The sequence below is a fragment of the Psychrobacter nivimaris genome (genome assembly GCF_904846365.1).
In the GTDB taxonomy this organism is placed as follows: Bacteria; Pseudomonadota; Gammaproteobacteria; order Pseudomonadales; family Moraxellaceae; genus Psychrobacter; species Psychrobacter nivimaris_B.
This window is the reverse complement of the sequence record NZ_CAJHAL010000011.1, coordinates 46,641-66,400: the sequence shown is the minus strand read 5'-3', so window position 1 is coordinate 66,400 and position 19,760 is coordinate 46,641. Positions and strand designations below refer to the sequence as shown.

Genomic DNA, 19,760 nt, shown 5'->3' with positions numbered 1-19,760 from the left:
CGAGCAGCCGAAAATCATAGAGCAAATCGCGGCTGAACTCAACACGAGAGTGGGTTATATGAGGCAATTAATAAAATAAATAGCCAAATAGATTGTTTATCCATCTATCAAGCGCATTTGACATGCTATACGTCATTCGCTAGACGATGAGTCAGAGTGATGTAGGTCGTTATAATGGGTCGCAAAATACGTTTGCAAAAACTGCTTAAAAGCAATTGTCGCCGGAGAGAGCGCCCGTGAAGCACGTTGATAGATAAAGAATTGCCGCATTTTGACTGGTTGAGTGAGTGGTCGCATCAGCAGTCCATTGGCGCTGACCCAATCAATAACTTCAGGCATATAGGGCAGACAGAGCGTGATACCAAAGCCTTGGCGTGTCATCTCAAGCGCGGTGGACATAAAGTTCACCTTGTATCGAGCTTGTTGAACATGAGCGGAGATAGAGTCGTCGAGCTCTGCGGTTACTTGATCTAGGAACGGACCTTGTAAGGTAATTAGCGGTGTCTCTAATAAATCTTGCCAAGTAATTTCGTCTCTTTGTGCCAGTGCATGATTGTTTGGCATAACCACGCAAAATGGTAGCTGGTACAACAGGTCGGCCCCGATGTCATCTTCAGTTTCTATAAAGCCAAGTTCGGTACCAACCCCTAAATCGACTTCGATATCTTGAATATGCTTGAGCAAGTTTTCTGCTGAACAGTCCAATAGTGAGACGCCGATATTTGGATATTCTTTGGCAAATTGAGCGATGACGGCAGGTAGGGAAGATGCTGCAAACTGTGATACCGCCAAGCGTACCTGACCTTGGGCCAAGCTGGTCAAGCTACTTGCTTCATTTTCAAAAAGCTGCATCTCATTCAAGATACGCCGCGCTTGTGGTAGTAGATGCCGTCCTACTGCTGACAGAGACAACTGGCGAGTGGTGCGATCAAACAGCACGATACCGAGGCCAGTCTCTAATTCCTTAATCAATCCACTAACAGCAGATTGAGTCAAATACATCTGTTCGCTGGCACGAGTAAAGCTGCCGTTGTCAGCGACTTTGATAAATGCGGTCAATTGGCGAATACTGATATTCATAAGTAAACCTGATAAATAAATCATAAAAAACAATTAGTCTTATAAATAAAGCTAATCTAATATAAATACAACGTCAACAATAAAGATTGATTATCAATCGTTTTATAGACTTTTACTATTAATCGACTTTTACTACTCATCGATTTTCTATTACCAATTGAAATTAAGGATAATTACAATGGCAGATTTATTTGACAACCCAATGGGACTAAATGGATTTGATTTTGTCGAGTTTGCTTCTCCGCAGCCTGATGCAGTCGACGCATTGTTTAAGCAGCTTGGTTTTGCCCATGTCGCCAATCATCGCTCAAAAGACGTTGCGCTATATCGCCAAGGTGATATTAACCTTATCCTAAACCGTGAGCCAAAAAGCCAAGCCAGTTATTTCGTTGAAGAGCATGGCGCAGGTGCTTGTAGCATGGGCTTTCGAGTAAAAGATGCCAAAAAAGCATATGAGCGTGCGGTAGAAATGGGTGCGCAGCCAGTAGATGTGCCAACTGGGGTGATGGAGCTTAGATTGCCTGCTATCAAAGGCATTGGCGGATCACTAATCTATTTGATTGACCGCTATAAAGACGGCGAATCTATCTATGATGTCGACTTTGAGTTCTTTGCGGATATCGATAGAAACCCTGTCGGCTATGGCTTCAAAGTTATCGACCATCTAACGCACAACGTCTATCGTGGACGCATGGCATACTGGGCAAAATTCTATGAGCGTATCTTTAATTTCCGCGAGATTCGTTACTTTGATATCAAAGGTGAGTACACGGGACTAACCAGTAAAGCCATGACCGCACCTGATGGAAAAATCCGTATTCCACTGAATGAAGAAGCCAAACAGGGCGGTGGTCAAATCGAAGAGTACCTAATGCACTTCAATGGCGAAGGTATTCAACATATTGCGCTAGCCAGTGATGACTTGTTTGCCAGTATTGATAAGCTAAAAGCGGCTGGTATTCCGCTTATGACTGCACCAAATGCTGCTTACTATGAAATGCTGAGCGAGCGTTTGCCAAATCATGGTGAAAATGTCGCTGACTTACAAACGCGCGGTATCTTATTAGACGGCACCACAGAAGGCGGTGCACCGCGTCTGCTGCTACAGATTTTCTCTGAGACCATCTTGGGTAGCCCAGTGTTCTTTGAGTTTATTCAGCGTAAAGGCGATTATGCAGATGGCTTTGGTGAAGGTAACTTTAAAGCGTTGTTTGAGTCGATAGAGCGCGACCAAGTACGTCGCGGCACAGTCGGTCAGCCAGAGACTGAAACGCTATAAAACCATCTAAAGCCTAGACCACATCTAACAAACGGACAAGACAAAAGGAGTTTGTGTTGTCCTTAATAGGAGTACTACCTAAAAGCATATTGCAAAGGTAATGCTCTCATTGCGATAAAAGGAATACAGGCATGGAACGCCTATCACAGATAGATTCTCTTAATACTGCCATCGGTACCAATAGCGTTGCTACTAATAAGCAAAGTAACGATGCGTCCAGTCATTCTAACGCGACACATAAAAAACAGCCCTATATCTCACACCAGCCAGATAGTTATGGTCATATTCACTATAGTGATGATGAGCATGCGATGTGGCAAGCGCTGCTGGCACGTCAAGCGGAACAAACGCCCAATCGTGCGTGTACTCCATATCTAGAAGGCTTGACTAAGTTAAACTTACCGACGACGCATATCCCGCAGTTACATGATATCGATGAGGTATTGCAAGCGACCACAGGTTGGCAGACCGCCGCTGTGCCTGCATTAATCAGCTTTGGTAAATTTTTCAAATTACTGGCCAATAAGTCCTTTCCTGTAGCGACGTTTATTCGTCGATTCGATGATATGGACTATATTGAAGAGCCTGATATTTTCCATGAAATCGTTGGGCATTGTCCGCTGTTGACCCATCCTGCGTTTGCAGCTTTTAATGAAACGTATGGTAAGCTTGGTCTTAGCGCAACGAAAGAGGAGCGCTGGTTTTTAGCACGACTGTATTGGTTTACCATTGAGTTTGGATTGGTCGGCAGTCGCGTGGAAAATCGTAGAATCTATGGCGGCGGTATATTGAGCTCACCTTCTGAAACGGTTTATGCACTTGATCGGATGCCGCAAGAGCTTTCAATCGCTCAAAACAAGCCGCAATCTCAACCTCAGTCTCAACCTGAGCACCGAGCATTTGATTTGCTTGATGTACTGCGTACGCCTTATCGTATTGATCAAATACAGCCGATTTACTATGTCATCGATGAATTAGATACTTTATTTGATATCGTTGATAGCGACATCATGGGTACGGTCAAAAAGGCAATTTCGCTTGGACTATTTGAGCCGACCTATCCAGAAAAAACTCGTTAAAAACCTCAATTCAAAATTAAACATGAAAACCATCACTTCGGTGCGGAATATTGAGATAGCAGCAAAGCTATATCAACATGGATGTACGAGTATTAAAAAATAGCCACTATAAAAGGATTTTATTATGACAGCACTATCGCAAAACAGCTGCGAAGCTTGCCGCATTGGCGCACCGAAAGTTGAAGAAGCCGAAGCACGAGAACTATTACCGCAAATTCCTGATTGGTCATTGATTGAAGTAGATGGTATTCAGCAATTGCAGCGTCAGTATAAATTTAAAAACTTCGTCTCAGCAATGGCATTTGCCAATCAACTGGCAGAAATCGCTGAAGCAGAAGGACATCATCCGGGTATATTGGTAGAGTGGGGTAAGGCTACGGTCACTTGGTGGTCGCATAGTATTAAGGGTTTGCATCGCAATGATTTTGTCATGGCCGCTAAAACCGATGACTTACTGGATAAGTAATAGGTTGCTTCACTAGCAAATCACTTCAATCATACTTCTACCATCAAAATTAAAATAAAACCCAATCTAGTGCCAGTGTTTACTGGTATTTTAAGGATGTGTCATGCCACCAAAACCCCTCACATTAATCAGTGCCAAGCTCGCCTTTATCATATCCGCCATCGTCATCGGTATCATGGGCATCACCATGATCGGCTTTGGCTGGGTGCCTCATCTGTCTCTTATATTGGCTATCTGTGTACTACTGGCTATTGGTATGTATAAAGGACTCAGCTTTGATGACATGCAAGCACAAATGGCCTCAGGTGTCATGCGCGGTATTGGTGCCATCTATCTGTTCTTCTTTATCGGACTGATGGTTGCGGCTTTGATGATGTCAGGGGCGATTCCTACACTCATGTATGTAGGCTTTCAGCTGATCTCACCTGAGTACTACTATATCTCCGCCTTTGTCCTGACTTCTATTATCGGTATCGCTTTGGGCAGTAGTTTGACGACTGCTGCGACCTTAGGTGTGGCGTTTATTGGTATGAGTAATGCGTTTGATGCCAATGTAGCGATAGCGGCAGGGGCGGTAGTATCAGGCGCGTTCTTCGGTGATAAGATGTCGCCCTTGTCTGATACTTGTACCATTGCGTCCTCAGTCGTCGGTATAGATCTGTTTGAGCACATTCGCAATATGATGTATACGACCGTACCTGCATGGATACTGACAGTGATATTGTTTTGGCTGTTCTCAGGACAGACGACCAGTGCTGATCTGAGTCAAGTGACCATATTGCAAGGACAGCTCATAGACAGTGGTCTGGTACATGGATATTCGGTACTACCCTTTGTGGTATTGGTCGGATTGGCACTGTTTCGGGTCAATGCGATTTATACGATTATCTGTACGATTGCCGCGGCACTGATCATTACTTATGTGCACAGTTCACCAAGCTTTGGTCAGTTAGGCGGCTATCTGTTTGGAGGGTATGCACCTGCTGAGTCATTAGAGTTGGGTGAGGTAGGTGGTATGCTATCGCGTGGCGGTGTACAGAGTATGTTCTTTACTCAGGCGATTGTGATACTAGCCCTAAGCTTAGGTGGTCTATTAACGGCACTAGGTATTCTGCCAGCACTGCTATCTGGTATTAAAGATACATTGACGACTTCAGGCCGAGCGATATTTGCCGCAGCGATGTCGGCACTAAGCATTAACGTGCTGATCGGTGAGCAGTATTTGAGTATCTTGTTGTCAGGTACGGCATTTCGGTCGACGTTTGAGCGCTTACATCTACATCCTAAGAATTTGTCTCGGACGATTGAGGATGCGGGAACGGTGATTAATCCATTGGTACCTTGGAGTGTGTGCGGGGTGTTTATCAGTCAGGCGTTAGGGGTACCGGTATTAGACTATCTACCTTATGCATTCTTCTGTTATTTGTCATTACTGCTGACGCTGCTATTCGGGTTTACGGGGCTGACGATTAGTCGGGTTAAAGAGGGGAAGGTGGTCGAAGCATGATAAGTGATGATTGATAAAAAAAGGTGGGGCTAATATTAGCCCCACCTTTTTTGTTTCGAAATACGTAACTACTGATCTTCCGTTTGCGCATCCTGACTTTTGACGATTTTATGCTGATCTTCTGTGCTATCGACTTTCCAGTAGCTAGAAACATATAAATGCGTCTTTGGTATCGCGCGCTCAACTTTGAAGTATTGGCGCAGTGCACGCATACTATGGAACTCACAAGCTGCCCAAACAGCAGGTTGACCATCAAGCCAGTTCAATGATTTAACACAGTCCAGTAAAGGGCTATCGTCTGCATTTGGATGCGCATTAATCACCCAATGTATCTCGACGTTCTCTGGTTTTTTGAGCGTCTGACGATCTGCTTCAGTCGTCACTTCAAGTACTGCGTAACCATGAGCCTCAGTAGGCAACTGGGCTAAGTTGACCGTAATCGCTGGTAGCGCGGTCATATCACCGACTAATAAAAACCAATCTGCTTCATTGTTGATGAGTTTTTTTGGCCCTGGACCACCTATCAGAATTTGATCGCCGACTTGCGCATTTTGTGCCCATGCTGATGCAGGTCCTTCTGTTTCATGTAAAGCAAAGTCAACATCTATTGCGTCTTCACGTTGCACGCTCACCGTATAAGTACGCATCAGTGGGCGGCTACCTGCATCTTGAGGGAATATCAGTTTGATATAAGCACTTTCTTGATCGATAGGAAAATCAACCATGCCAGCACCGCCAAGCGTGACACGGCACATATTTGGCGTAATGTATTTAGTGCCAATAACTTCTAGTACTCTTGGAGTAGGTTTTGCCATATTGTGCTTTCCTTCTAACAGCGGGTTAGGGGCTAGGGGTTGGCTTACTAATAGCACCAACCCTCTGCTTGTAAATTTGATTAAAAATTGGCTTTTAGGCTGACTGATATTTGACGTTCAGGTCCCATCCAGCAGTTATTGATGTCGTAACAAGCACCGACATAGGTCTTATCAAACAGATTGTTGATACTAGCACCCACAGCCAGCATAGGGTTTATCTGATAGCTGCCTCCGACATCTACCAGCGTCACACTTGGCAGTTCATCTGAGTTTTGCTTGTCAATCTGCATACCATCTTCATAGCGAACACCAGCATTGAGAGTGAGTTTGTCTGTAGCATAGTAGTCTGCCCATAGCGTGGCTTTGTGTTTGGCAGTTTGAGCAGGGGTATTACCGACTATATCAGGGTTGAACTCATCTTCTGTGATCTCAGCATCGGTGTAGCTGTAGCTTGCCGCGAGATCTACCCAGTCATTAAGCATACGACTGCCTGATATCTCAAAGCCTTTTGATTCAATTTCACCGGTTTGAACTTTTTGTTGAGAATTAGCGGGGTTGGTTACTATGACATTTTTCTGTGTGATATCAAATACGGCAAGCGTCCCTTGAGTGGCACGGTCTGGAGAAAGATATTTGAAGCCAGCTTCGAGCTGATCAGCAGTGCTTGGTTCAAAAGGTTCATTAGTAATAAAGTTGCTACCAACAACGGGCTGAAAAGATTCTGAGTAGCTAGCAAACGGTGATAGACCATTACCAAAGTCATAGATAGCAGCAAAACGACCACTAGTTTCCTTGGCATCGTTAATAATAGTTTTTTCGCCAGGTGTACCTAGATAGCTTGATCTTTGCTCATTGGTACTTTTAAAATCGTCATGGCGTAGGCCTGCCACCACTGTCCAGTCTTGCCACCTCATTTCATCCTGCACATAGAGTCCAAGCTGGCTTTGTTCAATATCATCTTTCTGATAATAGGTATCCAGTGGTAGCATGTCAGTACTAATTTGAGAAAAGCTAGGTTTAGATAGATCAATAGGTAAATCTTTGCTGTCTAGCGTATCTCGATAACTCACCGTGCTGTCTGTCTCTTGATACTCAACACCGAACAGTAGATTGTGTGAGGTGTTAGCAGTATCGAATTGGTAAGCCAATTGGTTATCTGTGGTCCAGTTGTTCATACTTTCATCAGTAGTGTAGGCGCTACGCTTCAAAACCTTATCACTACCATCAATGAACCCTCTGTTATACATATTGCGTTGCTGCGCCTCGGCATCGGTATAGCGCGTGATATGTTTAAAAGCTAACTGGTCATTGATATCCCAGTTTACGGTGACGCTTGGCATAAATACTTCTTTACTAAACTTATTCCAGTCATCGCCTGCATAGGCATCACTGCCCAATTTGCCATAGCTTGCCTTATATACGGTGCCGACAGCAGGCAATGGGGTAGAAGGTATCATCTCTGGATCATCTTGATAAAACAGATTAGCAAGTACTGAGACATCATCCGTCGCTTGCCATTTAAGCGATGGATTAATCAGCAATCGCTCTTCTTCTGTGGTTTGCATTTGACCATCTTTTTGGCGTTTTAGCGCAACAAATCGATAATCCAAGGTGTCCGTGATTGGGCCTGTACTATCGACGGCCACTTCTTTTAGGTTCTGATTACCAAGTCGTAGCTGTACTTCATTTTCTTGAGTGCTCTTAGGGGCTTTAGCTATTTGATTCACCATACCGCCGGGTGCTGCATAGCCATAAAGGGATGAAGCAGGACCTTTCACGACTTCTACCGCTTCAGTCGCATAGACATCGACTTGTGGCATCAGATTCCAAGCGCCATCGTAGGGCAGTCTTAGTCCGTCATAAAAATTGGAATAGGTCTTAAACCCACGGATATTGTACTCATCAAAGACAGATACTGTACCGCGGCTCTCAGAGCTTACGCCTGGCTCATAACGTAGGGCAGCATTGACGCTATCTGCCTGACGCTTTTGCAACAGGTCTTGATCGATTCTGGTATAGCTCATTGGCGCATCGTTTGGGTCCAATGCAGTCTTGGTGCCAGTACTACGATAGCCATCTGAGTAGACGGTAATAGCATCTAAGGTGGCTGATGGTGTGGCAGCCTCATCGTTTTCAGTATTGTTTGTCGTCTCTACAGCGTAAGCGGCGTGACTCATACCCATGATCAGGCCAATTTGTACTGCTGTGGTGAGATATTTTTTGCGAATGACGTTAGTGGTTAGATGAGACCGCATCAGATTTCCTCTTGGACTAAAATGATTAAATATTATTGGTAACAGTTAAAGCAAATTTATAACGACGCTAATAATAACACTAATGATAATTATTATCATTAAAAAATTACAACGAGACAGTTTTGAGAAGTATTTGCACTATTAATAAGAGGCTAAAGATAGAGTATTGCGAATAGAGTCACACAGACTTACTGTTTTGAGCGATGTATTTTAAACGATGGTTTTTGTCAGACTTTTCTCGTATTATGCAGCAGCATTCTGAATACAATTATTTACAGTAGAGTTTTTACATCGCTGTATTGCCGTCACTGTACGGCTTTATTCTAGCTCGCTTTGAGATTCTTTAAGATTGGTCTTGCAAGCAGATATACCATTATTATCGATAGGTTTACGTTGTTCATTGAGCAACCAAAGATTGTTTAAGGTCACATTTATGGACACACCCTCCAACCAATCCACCAACAACCAACGCTATTTCACAGTGTGGCGTTGGCATTTTTATACAGGTATTTTTGTTGCTCCCTTTTTAATTGTCTTAGCGATAACGGCGCTCGGTATGCTGTTTATGTCCAACTCAGTAGGACGTGACAACGACCGCTTAACGGTTGTCGTGCCAGAGTCTACAGTTCAATCACCTGTCTCTACTCAAGCAAAGAACGCACTGAGCACCTTGCCTGATAGCACACTGGTTAAATATATCGCTCCTCGTGATACCGATACGGTAGCTTTGTTTCAGATAAAATCAGATGACCAAAGCAATATGGTGGCAGTTAACCCCTATACGGCTGATATCGTTCAAAGTGTGCCTACCAGTAGCGGTCTTTATAGTACGTTTAACGATATCCACAGTGATTTGCTGATTGGTAAAGTCGGTGATTATCTGTTAGAAACAGCGGCATCATTAACCATTTTGATGATTTTGTCTGGTTGGTATCTGTGGTGGCAAAAACGTAAATCAGTCAAAGCGATGTTGATACCTAACGAGAGGGTAACCAATAAGAAAAAACGCTCTTTTATCCGTACGATTCATGCGACATTGGGCAGTTGGATATCTGTGCTGCTACTGTTTTTCTGTATATCAGGTATGGCATGGGCAGGTGTATGGGGCGAAAGAGTGGTACAAGCATGGAGCCAGTTTCCTGCGGGTAAGTGGGGCGTTGCGCCTGTCCCCGTATCAATTGACCACAGTCAGCATGCTGCTATGCAAGAGTCTACACCAGCGCCGCATGTACATGGTGCGGCAGCGTCTGAATCACATACTGAAGTACCCACGCATGGCAGTGCTCTAAACTCAGGCGACACCAAAGAAGTTCCTTGGGTACTTGAGCTGACGCCAATGCCTGTGTCAGGCACGACCAAGGGTAAAGATGGTATCGCCGCCAATATACCCATTATGATTGATACAGTGGATCGCTACGCTCGTGAAATCGGCTTTGAAGGGCGTTATCAATTGAACCTACCACAAGGTAGTACAGGCGTCTGGACCATTAGCCAAGACTCAATGAGCTATGATATGAAAAGTCCGACAGCAGATCGTACGGTACATATCGACCGTTATTCGGGTAATGTCTTAGCTGATATTCATTTTGATGACTATAATGCGTTTGGTAAATTCATGGCGGCTGGTATCGCGCTGCATATGGGCACGCTCGGATGGTGGAGCGTACTGGCTAATGTGCTGTTCTGCCTAGCGGTAATCGCTATTTGTGTCAGTGGCTATGTCATGTGGTGGCAGCGTCGCCCTCGTCAGGCGAGTGACAACGTAGGATTAAACCCACCAGCTCGCGGCTTAAATATTTCCGTCTGGTGGCCGCTTGCTATTCCCTTGTTAGTGGTGGCTATCATATTCCCGACTGCTATTATCGCGATTGTGGCTATCGCGCTATTAGACTTCTTAGTGATTTCTCGAGTTGGGTTTTTGCAGAAATGGTTCAAATAAGCGAACGGTAAGATATCGTTGTTCTCGATATAGCAAAGGAGCGCCTTGTAGTAAGGCGCTCCTTTTTTGCTTAAAAATTACTTATGTTAAAAGCATGCTATTTCAAAAACTGCTCAGATTAACTGCTACTTAGCTTAAAGTTGATCAAACGTTTTATGGGATTGAAATAAATCGGTTCATGCTAGTAGTTAAAGCATTGCTTACTTGAGCATAGCAATGGCATCTTTGCTGGCACGCTGTCGCTCTTCAGCATTTAGCTCAATGAGACGGCCTTCTTTCATCAGTAATAATCGATCAGCATGTTCAAAATAACCGTCATCATGACTGATGATAAACAGTGTCTTACCCATGGCTTTTAGCTCAGGGATGAGCGTCTGATAGAACACGCGACGAAAAGCAGGGTCTTGGTCGGCTGCCCACTCATCGAGCAGTAATATGTCTTTTTGTTCGGCGACAGCGATTAGCATTGCCAAGCGTTTGCGCTGACCTTGCGACAGCTTATCTGTAGAGAGTTTATGGTCAGATACGCTAACTTTTTCTTGTAGATTGAGCTTATGCAGCCAGTCAGACACTAGGGCCGCATCAGGCTCATTGCCTTGAACTCCAATCAGTTGTTTAAATAGATGCTGGTCGCTAAAAATTGCAGAAAACAGCTGTCTAAAGTCGGCATTGTTCTCTGAATTAACGCTTTGTCCATCGACTTGTACCGTTCCTGTAGTAGGAGTAAAGATACCAGTAATGATTTTGGCAAGAGTCGATTTACCGCTACCATTCGCACCGATTAAGAAAACCACGTCACCTCGTTGCAAGGTTAAATTGACGGACTTTAAGATATTATTGGAAGGGTTCTGATTGTTATCACTGTTATCGCTATTTTGAGCATTATCATTAACCGCTGTGTCTGGTGCATTACTATTATGACTACTACTGCCTACATAGCGATAATTGATATTATTCAGAGTTATAGATTTCCAGTCCTGTGCAACAGTATCTGTCGCAAAACTCGGCTGATGCTCGGCCAATTCTAAAGACTGTATCTTTTCTAGTGCAACTTGAGCAGTCTGCAATGTTGGGTAAGCGCCAACCGCATGTAGGAGCGGCGACTGCATAAACAAAATCGTCAAAGAAAAAGTAGTGGCAACTCCCATCGGTATATCAAGATAATTGGCCACTGCAAACACGATACCAATCGATGCAAACATCATAATATTGGACCAGTTCACTGCTGATAAATGAAAAGTATCAGACTTGGTTACGGTCTTCTCGTACGATTTAGCATGAGCCAAAAAATCATCTGTATACAGTTTTTCTGCTCGGTGTTGGTTAAGTGCCAGCTCTTTACGACCTTCTATTATAGATTGATAGTCCTGATATAATGCGTCATTAATCTCTCTCAATTCGGTCAAATGCGTATAAACATGCTTGACCAAAATGGTACTTATCCAAATCGTCATCACAATCCAAAACATCACAATGAACAACAATGGCAACGATAACCAGCCCAGATATAGCCCAACGCCAACAGATAAAATAATGCCTTGTACCAGCTCTGGCATACGGACAAAAGCAACGGTAATCGATTGAATATCTGAAGATAAGCTGGCAAGTAAGCGTGCACTACCCAAATGATCTACCTGAGGCACGGCGGTATCGATGATTTGTTTGACCAATTTGGTTCTAAGCTCATAGACAAATCGATGCCCCAATCGCGTCAATGCATATTGCGACAAAAACGTCGTCACTAGCAGTAATAGTACCAGCAGGGAGAACTGCCCCAAGCTGAGCCAAGATAAAGTGTCAAATACTGGCTGACTAATAAAGGTGTGATTGATATAGGCAATTATACCGACGCTGACAGCGGCATTGACCAAATTTAGCAGAATGACTTTGAGAAAAGGCAGACGATAATTCGCCCAAATCATATGATATAAAGAAGCGGTCGTACGAGAGGACGCTGTGGTATGAGAAGACGCTGTGGTACGAGAAGACATAGTAACTCAGTAATAAAATAAATTTTTGATAGCAGAAAAGGGAGTAGGTCGCGCCTAATCCCTTTTATAGAACCTAAGAAAGCCTACTAATAAAGCTTAAAAATCGAACGTTGCTGATACTTTTAAGGCCGTTGGTTCACCTGCATTTAGATAGCCTGAATCTGCATAACCGCCCACTGACTGCCAATAATCTTCACCTGTGACATTGGTTACCATACCTTTTAGAGTAACGTCTTGTCCTGCTAGCATAGTGCGATAGCGTGCACCCAAATCTAAGGTAGTATAACCATCAACCTTTAAGGTATTGGCATTATCCGAATAACGAGAGCCTGTGTGGATGATATCACCCGTTAAAGTTAATCCTTCCACTGCTGCTAAATCATACTCTAGGTTGACATTGCTCTGTAAGGTAGGCACACCAATCACTCGATTGCCATCTAATGCACTATCACCAGTGTCTTTTTGCTTAGCACTTAAGTAAGTAACACCAGCATTGAGGCGCATGTTTTCACTTGGGCTACCAAAGACAGTCAGCTCCACACCTTGATGGCGATTTTCTCCAGCAGCAGTAAACGTATTTGAGTTGTTGATATAACCACGCGGTTCATCAGTTCGGAAAACAGCGAGACTACTGCCAATCATGCCATTGTCATATTTCACACCCAGTTCAGTTTGCTCACTCACGTACGGATCTAGATTTTGACCACCATTAGTGACAGCGCCATTATCGTTAGTTAGAGGCGCTCTTTTTCCTGGTGCTAGACTTTCGATATAATTACCATACACAGACCAGTCCATTGTTGGCTGATAAACAATACCGATACTTGGGGTCCACTCACTCTTATCGTAATGAGCCGTTTCTGCCTGCGTGTTGGCATCATAGCTGGTGGTTTTTATATTTTGATGACGCACACCCAAGGTGGTTTTCAGTTTGTCATCGAACAGCGATATGGTGTCTGCTAGCGCAAAGCTTTGGAGTTGCTTTTCATTGGTTAATTTGGGGTCGTCTAAATTTCCACCGAAGATTGCTGTGCTTGTAAAAGGGACTTCCGTGTAGTCGGTAGGGCGATAAAAATTGGTCGCTAGCTGATTGCCAAAATCATATGCGAATGCGCCTTTTTCTTCTTGATCATAGAGGTTTGCGGCAAACACTAAGCTATGAGCCACTTCACCGGTTTGTAATTTACCACGTAGACCAAGCTCGGCGCTTTGTACTTTATCTTCTCGAGTATTGTCAAAGCGATAAACTGTACCCGCACCATCAACGTTGTTGACAGTTAACGTGGCTAGTGAGTTTTCTTCCTCGCCACTTCGCACACCGTAAGCACCATAAGCGGTAATATTGTCATTAAAGTCATATTCTCCTCGAATCGTACCAAAGACATCCTTTTCATCTGAGTAGGTCCAAGGCTGCGCCCAATTTTTTGAGCCGTCTGGAGCATTTGGTACACTAGAAACCCCACCAAGATTGACACTAGGACGAGTCTCTGACAGCTTATTGTCTTGCCAACCTAAATCTGCTGATAGGCGATACTGATCTCCTCTATAGTCCAAACCAAGGGCAGCCAAACCCAAGGTCGATGACTCATCATCGATAGCGCTGTCACCATCTTGATAAGCAGCATTAAAGCGAACGCCAATAGCATCATCGCTACCAAAGCGATCACTGACATCTACTGCGACCTTACCTTGGTCACCTTGACCATAACCAAGCGTCACTTCACGTAGTGGCTCATTACTAGCACGTTTCGGTAGCAAATTGATTGTACCACCTGCGTTACCGCCACTGGGTGCTGCACCATTTAGCATGGCAGAAGCGCCGCGTTGGACTTCCACCCGTTCAAACAATTCAGTTGCAATGTACTGTCTTGGTAAGATGCCGTATAGACCATTGTACATGGTGTCATCTGATGTGGTGATGAAACCGCGCATAAAGTAGGCTTCTTGGAAGTTACCAAAACCCCTTGCCACGCGGACGGTTGGGTCTTTTTTGAGTAGATCGCCTACACTTTGGGCTTGCTGATTGGTGATATATTCATTGGTGTATGAGGTGGTAGAGAACGGCGTATCCATGATGTCTTGGTTACCCAAGATTCCGACGCGGCTACCGGTCGCAACTTGGCCACCTTCATAAGCATCTGGCAATCCATCCGCTGAAGCATCAGCGCTACTAGTGACGACGATAGTATCAAGTACCACATTAGGAGTGGTTTGAGCATCTACATCATCTGCCTGTGCCCATGCCGATTGACTCGTTGTTAATACGATGACAGAAGTAGATAGACAGGTTGAGCATAGTGTCTTTAAAGAGAGGGATTTAGTCGATACCAATCTAGAAGGTATAGATGCTAATCGTAGAGAAGAACCAGATACATTCGAAAGATTAAATAACGCAGCAGATAAGAGAGACAATTGCATGAATATTTCCAGCATGTAATTTAAATCGTTATTATATTGATAATAATTTTCATTATCAATATTATTACGGAGCTAATGCTAAATATATTTTCAGGTTAAAATTTTAAATGTATTATTTATATTGCCAATAGTGGTCTTGCCTGCTCAATTTCTTGTTTTGAAATGTACTTTTAATTATCTATGAATGTCAGGTAGATTATTCACTACTTTAAAGTTCGAATTCTTAGTTTCCTAAGCTCCTCTTAAGGTTTGTTTGTTGTAATAGCGGTAGAGCAAACGATGTGATGGCGAGTCTACTAGCGGTATCTCGCCTAGATTCGATGTTTAGCAATCATGTCGTCAAAAACAAACGAACCATTAAAGGAGTGACGGTCATGACCCAACATAGCACAAGCAATCCGGCACACGAGCCTGATATGTCTTTATCAAATACTCCTAAAACTCGACAAGTACGAGTTTGGGACATTTTGGTTAGAGTGACTCACTGGGCCGTCGCGGCTGGTATCACTGCCAATTTGCTGTTTACCGAAGAAGGTAGTGAGCTGCATCAATATGTCGGTTATATCGTGGTGGGGCTAGTGGTTATCCGTCTACTTTGGGGCTTTGTGGGGACGCGTTATGCACGTTTCAGTGACTTTTTCCCCACGCCGTCTCGTATTAAGCACCACCTATCTGATTTGAGTATTCGCCACACAGACGAGCAGCATTTGGGTCATAATCCATTGGCTGCCCTGATGATGTTTGCGTTATGGGCGGTGATTATTGGCTTGGGTATTAGTGGCTATCTGATGGAAGCCAACATTTTTGCCAGTAAAGATGTCCTTGAAGAAGTTCATGAGATACTGGCCAATAGTTTATACTTGTTGGTGCCGCTGCATATTATCTCTGCGATTGCCATGAGCTATTGGGAAAGGCAAAACCTGATCAAGTCGATGATAACGGGTAATAAAACGGTGACGCCGCGTCGCCCACAATAAAAAAGACAATAGAGTACATAACGTAATAGGACAATCATGGCACGCATACTATTAATAGAAGATGATAGCAATATCGCTGAAAGTCTCGTTGTTGGACTCAAAAGCCATGGTATGATGGTCGATTGGTTTAGTGATGCCAAGCAAGGTGAGATGGCACTGCAAGAGGGTATGTTTGACGCGGTGCTACTTGATTTGACCTTGCCAAGAGGGGATGGCATGACGGTGCTACAAAATTGGCGCTACAAACAGCTAGATACGCCGGTATTGATCATTACGGCTCGTGACGCGATTGCCAACCGCGTGGCTGGACTCAATGCGGGCGCCGATGATTATCTGGTCAAGCCATTTGCACTAGATGAAGTGGTTGCCCGCCTGCAGGCGTTGATACGGCGCAGTCAAGGACGTAGCCAGCCTGAGATTCGTTATGGTGACGTCGCTTATTGGCCGCACAATCACCGAGTCTCTTATCAAGGCCAAGTCGTTGAGCTCACCATCAAAGAAGTGGCGATACTCGAGCAAATGCTGACCCATCCCAAACAGATTCACAGCCGCGCAAGCTTAGAGGACAAGCTCTATGGCTGGCAACAGGATATTGAGAGCAATGCCATTGAAGTACATATCCATCATTTACGCAAAAAGCTGGGCAATGACTTTATTTTAACCAAACGCGGTATCGGCTACCATCTCAATCCAGCCCATAATCATTAATATGTTTATATTCAATTTGGCTTTCAATATACAAACCATATATGAGCAACCTATGAGCTTATGAAAAGTATCCAGCAGCGACTGTTCATCTCCTTACTCATTGGTCTGCCTTTGCTGTGGCTTGTCACGTCAAGTTTTATTGCTTGGCGGTTGTGGCACGAAATCAATGAGATGAATGACACACAAATCACCCAAGTGGTTCGTTATTTGATGGGCATCTCTGCTGATAACGATGAGCAAAGTGACCGCGACAATAATAACGAGACAGAGCACAATGGAAAACCCGTCGCCAAAATATATAATTTAAAAAGTAAGGCGCTGTCAGGCGATTTGGGTGATGCAGAAGACGATTACATGGGCTTTGCTATTTGGGATAAAGAGGGGCATTTATTAGCGGCTGACGAGAACGGACAGTCGTTTTCTTTTTTGCCAGATCAGCGCGGTTTTGTAGAAGAGGACAACGCTATTTATCAGCGTCTAAACCCTTTTAGTAAACGCTGGCGGTTGTTTTATGCGCATGATGACTATCGTAGCGATGATATGGGTGAGGAGCGTGTGATTGCCATTGGTCAAAGCCTTGCCTCTCGCCGAGAAATGATTGTTGAAGCGATGTCTGTGCAAGTACTGCCGATGTTAATTGGGCTGCTTTCCTTAATGATCTTGACTATCGGATTGATACGACACGGACTGATGCCATTAAGTCAGATTAGTTCTGAGGTAGAACAGCGCAAGCCGCAAGACGATCGTCCGATTACAGCAGACGTCCCACAAGAGATTCAGCCTTTAGTGACCGCGTTAAACGTGTTGTTTGTGAAAGTGGCAGACACTCTAGCACGGGAGCAGCGCTTTACCGCTGATGCCTCTCATGAGCTGCGTAGCCCACTGGCTGCGCTCAAACTACAAGCCGATCTTTTGCAGCAGCAGCTATTACAGCTGTCTGGTATAGAAAACGACAGTCAACTGTTTTATCACACGCAAAAAATCAGCGATGGTATTGAGCGCGCCACCCATTTGGTCGATCAGTTATTGGTGTTAGCCAAGATAGAACCGCAACAGCAGTTGCCTTTTGAGCAATTAGAACGTCCAGACTGGCTGCTGCTCACCGATACTGTGCTGAGTGATGTCAACCGCTTGGCTCGAGAAAAATACATCCAATTAAGACGTACCGTACACTGTGACAATCATGCCGATATTTTACCCATTCTTATTAATCCAGTGTTATTTAAATTGCTAATCCGCAACCTATTAGACAATGCCATTCGCTATTGCCCAGAGGGCTGCCAGATCGAACTGCAGTTGGATACTGATAGTATCAAAGTGGTGGATAATGGCTTGGGCGCAGACCCAGAGCAGCTAGCGCGGCTAAGCGAGCGCTTCTATCGTCCAGCCGGTCAAACCCAAATAGGTAGTGGGCTGGGGCTATCAATTGCCAATCGAATTGCCGATCTGCACAATCTTACCTTAGCATTTGCCAACCGCCCTCAACCAGAAACAGGCTTTATCGTAACGGTCAGCAGTAAGAACGCACTCTCAAAACCGTTATAAGACATAAAGCATACTGTCTTAATCTGTATCAGCTACACTAGGGCATACCCATTCGCGTCTCTACCTTTTGAGGATTTTATGCATCATTCTATTCATGACGAAGCACATTTGAGCAATCGCAATCATTGGTTGAGGGCAGCAGTGCTGGGTGCGAACGACGGGTTGATTTCGACCGCCAGTCTATTGGTTGGGGTGGCTGCTGCCAGTACAAGCAGTCAGACATTGCTGCTGACAGGTATGGCAGCGCTGACCGCAGGTGCATTATCAATGGCGGCTGGCGAGTATATCTCGGTCTCATCACAGGCGGATACCGAAAAGGCGGATCTCGATAAAGAGCGACATGAGCTGAGGCACAATGCTGAGCGTGAGCTGCTTGAGCTCACCAAAATTTATGAGGCGCGTGGACTTGAGCATGATTTGGCGCATCAAGTGGCCGTGAGCTTGACTGAGCACAATGCTCTGGAGGCGCATGCCCGTGATGAGATTGGCCTGACGGATATTAGTGAAGCAAAGCCTATTCATGCCTCAGTGGCTTCGGGACTATCATTTATAGCGGGGGCGATACTACCCATTATTGGGATATTACTGTTACCAGCGGAAACACTGGTTTGGTCATTGTCATCTTTGACGATAGTGGGCTTGATGTTACTTGGTATTATCTCTGCTCGTCTAGGCGGTGCACCTGTGATTCCGGCGACTACCAGAGTCGTGGTTTGGGGCGTGCTTGCCATGGTGGCAACCTCGTTAATTGGTCGCTTATTTGGCGTGGCGATTTAACAGCAGATTTATGCCATGACACCCTAACCGATTATTATGATTTTCTGGCATATTGTTTGATGGTGGGCAGGTCTTTGACAATGGCGTTGCCAACGATGTTGGGAAACAATCGATTGAGCCATGCAAAAAAACGCTCAGGAAACCCCAAATGCTGCTGCGCCTGATCGGTTGATATAAAGTGAATCAGTGCCTTTGCGACAGTCTCAGGTAAGTCCATTTTTACTTTCAATGCCTCATTCATAGCGACGACGGCATCGTTATTCATGGTGGTCTTGGTGGCTCTGGGCGCAAAATAGCGAAACGTCACTGAGGTGTCGGCATACTCGCGGCCTAACGCTTCACTTGCACCGCGTAAGGCAAACTTGCTCGCGCCATAAGCACTAAAACCTGGGTAGCCAATACTGCCAAAGGTTGAGCCAACGCTGATAATTTGGCTCGGGCCAGGCTGCGCTATCAAGATAGGTAGCAGTCTTTTTATAAGCTGTAGTGGATACGCCACATTGACGAGCATCATCTGTTCAATCGTGTCATCATTTTGATCCGTGAGCAAAGCAAAATCATTGATACCTGCGTTGAGTATGACCGTATCAATGACGTTTCCATGGCCTTGTGTCATTTCACCCAGTCCCTCTACCAGTAGCGATTGCGATGTCTGCGAGCTTAAATCACATGTATGAGACACAAGTGGGACATCAGGATAGTCTTTGGTCAACTCATCTACCAAATGAGTCAAGGTCTGGTTGTTACGCCCGACCAAAATGACAGGCTGATTATTGGCACATAATTGCCGTGCGATCTCCTGCCCGATACCACCCGTGGCACCGATTAGCATGGTGTAATTGAGCGTAGCTTGTACTAGGTCTGATTGGCCATTAGCTGGTGTCATGATATCGCATCCTTGTTGAACATTGATTGTTAGAGCAC

The 19,760-nt window shown here is 44.6% G+C and carries 15 protein-coding genes; 9 read left to right on the top strand and 6 right to left on the bottom strand.

All coding sequences use genetic code 11. From position 1 onward, the window contains the following. Nucleotides 1-132: 132 nt before the first annotated feature. A complete protein-coding gene (locus tag JMX63_RS06515; RefSeq protein WP_201571665.1) occupies nucleotides 133-1,080 on the bottom strand; it encodes a LysR family transcriptional regulator in 948 nt (315 codons plus the stop codon). A 178-nt stretch (nucleotides 1,081-1,258) separates the two neighbouring features. On the opposite strand from JMX63_RS06515, the gene hppD reads away from it, so the two are divergent. The 4 genes from hppD to JMX63_RS06495 all read left to right on the top strand — a co-directional run bounded on the left by hppD (nucleotide 1,259) and on the right by JMX63_RS06495 (nucleotide 5,411). Beyond that, nucleotides 1,259-2,359 carry a 4-hydroxyphenylpyruvate dioxygenase gene (gene hppD / locus JMX63_RS06510; protein WP_057759888.1) on the top strand — a complete coding sequence of 367 codons (1,101 nt, stop codon included), beginning with the start codon at nucleotides 1,259-1,261 and terminating at the stop codon, nucleotides 2,357-2,359. Between the two features lie 131 nt (nucleotides 2,360-2,490). After that, the gene (gene phhA / locus JMX63_RS06505; RefSeq protein WP_201571664.1) at nucleotides 2,491-3,438 is read left to right on the top strand and encodes a phenylalanine 4-monooxygenase; all 948 of its coding nucleotides are present in this window, start codon (nucleotides 2,491-2,493) and stop codon (nucleotides 3,436-3,438) included. A gap of 124 nt (nucleotides 3,439-3,562) precedes the next feature. Continuing rightward, nucleotides 3,563-3,904, top strand: coding sequence for a 4a-hydroxytetrahydrobiopterin dehydratase (locus tag JMX63_RS06500; protein WP_201571663.1), 342 nt, complete (start codon nucleotides 3,563-3,565; stop codon nucleotides 3,902-3,904). A 103-nt stretch (nucleotides 3,905-4,007) separates the two neighbouring features. Further along, nucleotides 4,008-5,411, top strand: coding sequence for a Na+/H+ antiporter NhaC family protein (locus tag JMX63_RS06495; protein ID WP_201571662.1), 1,404 nt, complete (start codon nucleotides 4,008-4,010; stop codon nucleotides 5,409-5,411). A gap of 68 nt (nucleotides 5,412-5,479) precedes the next feature. Here the strand turns inward: JMX63_RS06495 and JMX63_RS06490 are convergent, their stop codons facing one another. Continuing rightward, complete coding sequence (locus JMX63_RS06490; protein WP_201571661.1) at nucleotides 5,480-6,226, bottom strand: siderophore-interacting protein; 747 nt, start codon at nucleotides 6,224-6,226, stop codon at nucleotides 5,480-5,482. A gap of 80 nt (nucleotides 6,227-6,306) precedes the next feature. Further along, complete coding sequence (locus JMX63_RS06485) at nucleotides 6,307-8,481, bottom strand: TonB-dependent siderophore receptor (protein WP_201571660.1); 2,175 nt, start codon at nucleotides 8,479-8,481, stop codon at nucleotides 6,307-6,309. Nucleotides 8,482-8,914: 433 nt separating this feature from the next. Here JMX63_RS06485 and JMX63_RS06480 point away from each other — a divergent pair, with 433 nt between their 5' ends. Beyond that, nucleotides 8,915-10,420, top strand: a complete 1,506-nt coding sequence (locus JMX63_RS06480; protein WP_201571658.1) for a PepSY-associated TM helix domain-containing protein — start codon at nucleotides 8,915-8,917, stop codon at nucleotides 10,418-10,420. Between the two features lie 200 nt (nucleotides 10,421-10,620). Here JMX63_RS06480 and JMX63_RS06475 read toward each other — a convergent pair whose 3' ends face one another. Then, nucleotides 10,621-12,411 carry a multidrug ABC transporter permease/ATP-binding protein gene (locus tag JMX63_RS06475; RefSeq protein ID WP_265089094.1) on the bottom strand — a complete coding sequence of 597 codons (1,791 nt, stop codon included), beginning with the start codon at nucleotides 12,409-12,411 and terminating at the stop codon, nucleotides 10,621-10,623. Nucleotides 12,412-12,507: 96 nt separating this feature from the next. Continuing rightward, nucleotides 12,508-14,829: a TonB-dependent receptor gene (locus tag JMX63_RS06470; protein WP_201571657.1), complete on the bottom strand. Its 2,322-nt coding sequence runs from the start codon at nucleotides 14,827-14,829 to the stop codon at nucleotides 12,508-12,510. A gap of 374 nt (nucleotides 14,830-15,203) precedes the next feature. Between JMX63_RS06470 and JMX63_RS06465 the strand changes: the two genes are divergently transcribed. The 4 genes from JMX63_RS06465 to JMX63_RS06450 all read left to right on the top strand — a co-directional run bounded on the left by JMX63_RS06465 (nucleotide 15,204) and on the right by JMX63_RS06450 (nucleotide 18,836). Next, nucleotides 15,204-15,806 carry a cytochrome b/b6 domain-containing protein gene (locus JMX63_RS06465; protein ID WP_201571656.1) on the top strand — a complete coding sequence of 201 codons (603 nt, stop codon included), beginning with the start codon at nucleotides 15,204-15,206 and terminating at the stop codon, nucleotides 15,804-15,806. A 36-nt stretch (nucleotides 15,807-15,842) separates the two neighbouring features. After that, on the top strand, nucleotides 15,843-16,514 hold the full coding sequence (locus JMX63_RS06460; protein ID WP_058025431.1) for a response regulator: 672 nt from the start codon (nucleotides 15,843-15,845) through the stop codon (nucleotides 16,512-16,514). Nucleotides 16,515-16,574: 60 nt separating this feature from the next. After that, entirely contained in the window at nucleotides 16,575-18,059 is a 1,485-nt protein-coding gene (locus JMX63_RS06455) for an ATP-binding protein (protein WP_201571655.1), read from the top strand. A 78-nt stretch (nucleotides 18,060-18,137) separates the two neighbouring features. Beyond that, nucleotides 18,138-18,836, top strand: coding sequence for a VIT1/CCC1 transporter family protein (locus JMX63_RS06450; protein ID WP_058025429.1), 699 nt, complete (start codon nucleotides 18,138-18,140; stop codon nucleotides 18,834-18,836). A gap of 34 nt (nucleotides 18,837-18,870) precedes the next feature. Here JMX63_RS06450 and JMX63_RS06445 read toward each other — a convergent pair whose 3' ends face one another. Next, a complete protein-coding gene (locus JMX63_RS06445) occupies nucleotides 18,871-19,722 on the bottom strand; it encodes an SDR family oxidoreductase (RefSeq protein WP_201571654.1) in 852 nt (283 codons plus the stop codon). Nucleotides 19,723-19,760: the final 38 nt, after the last annotated feature.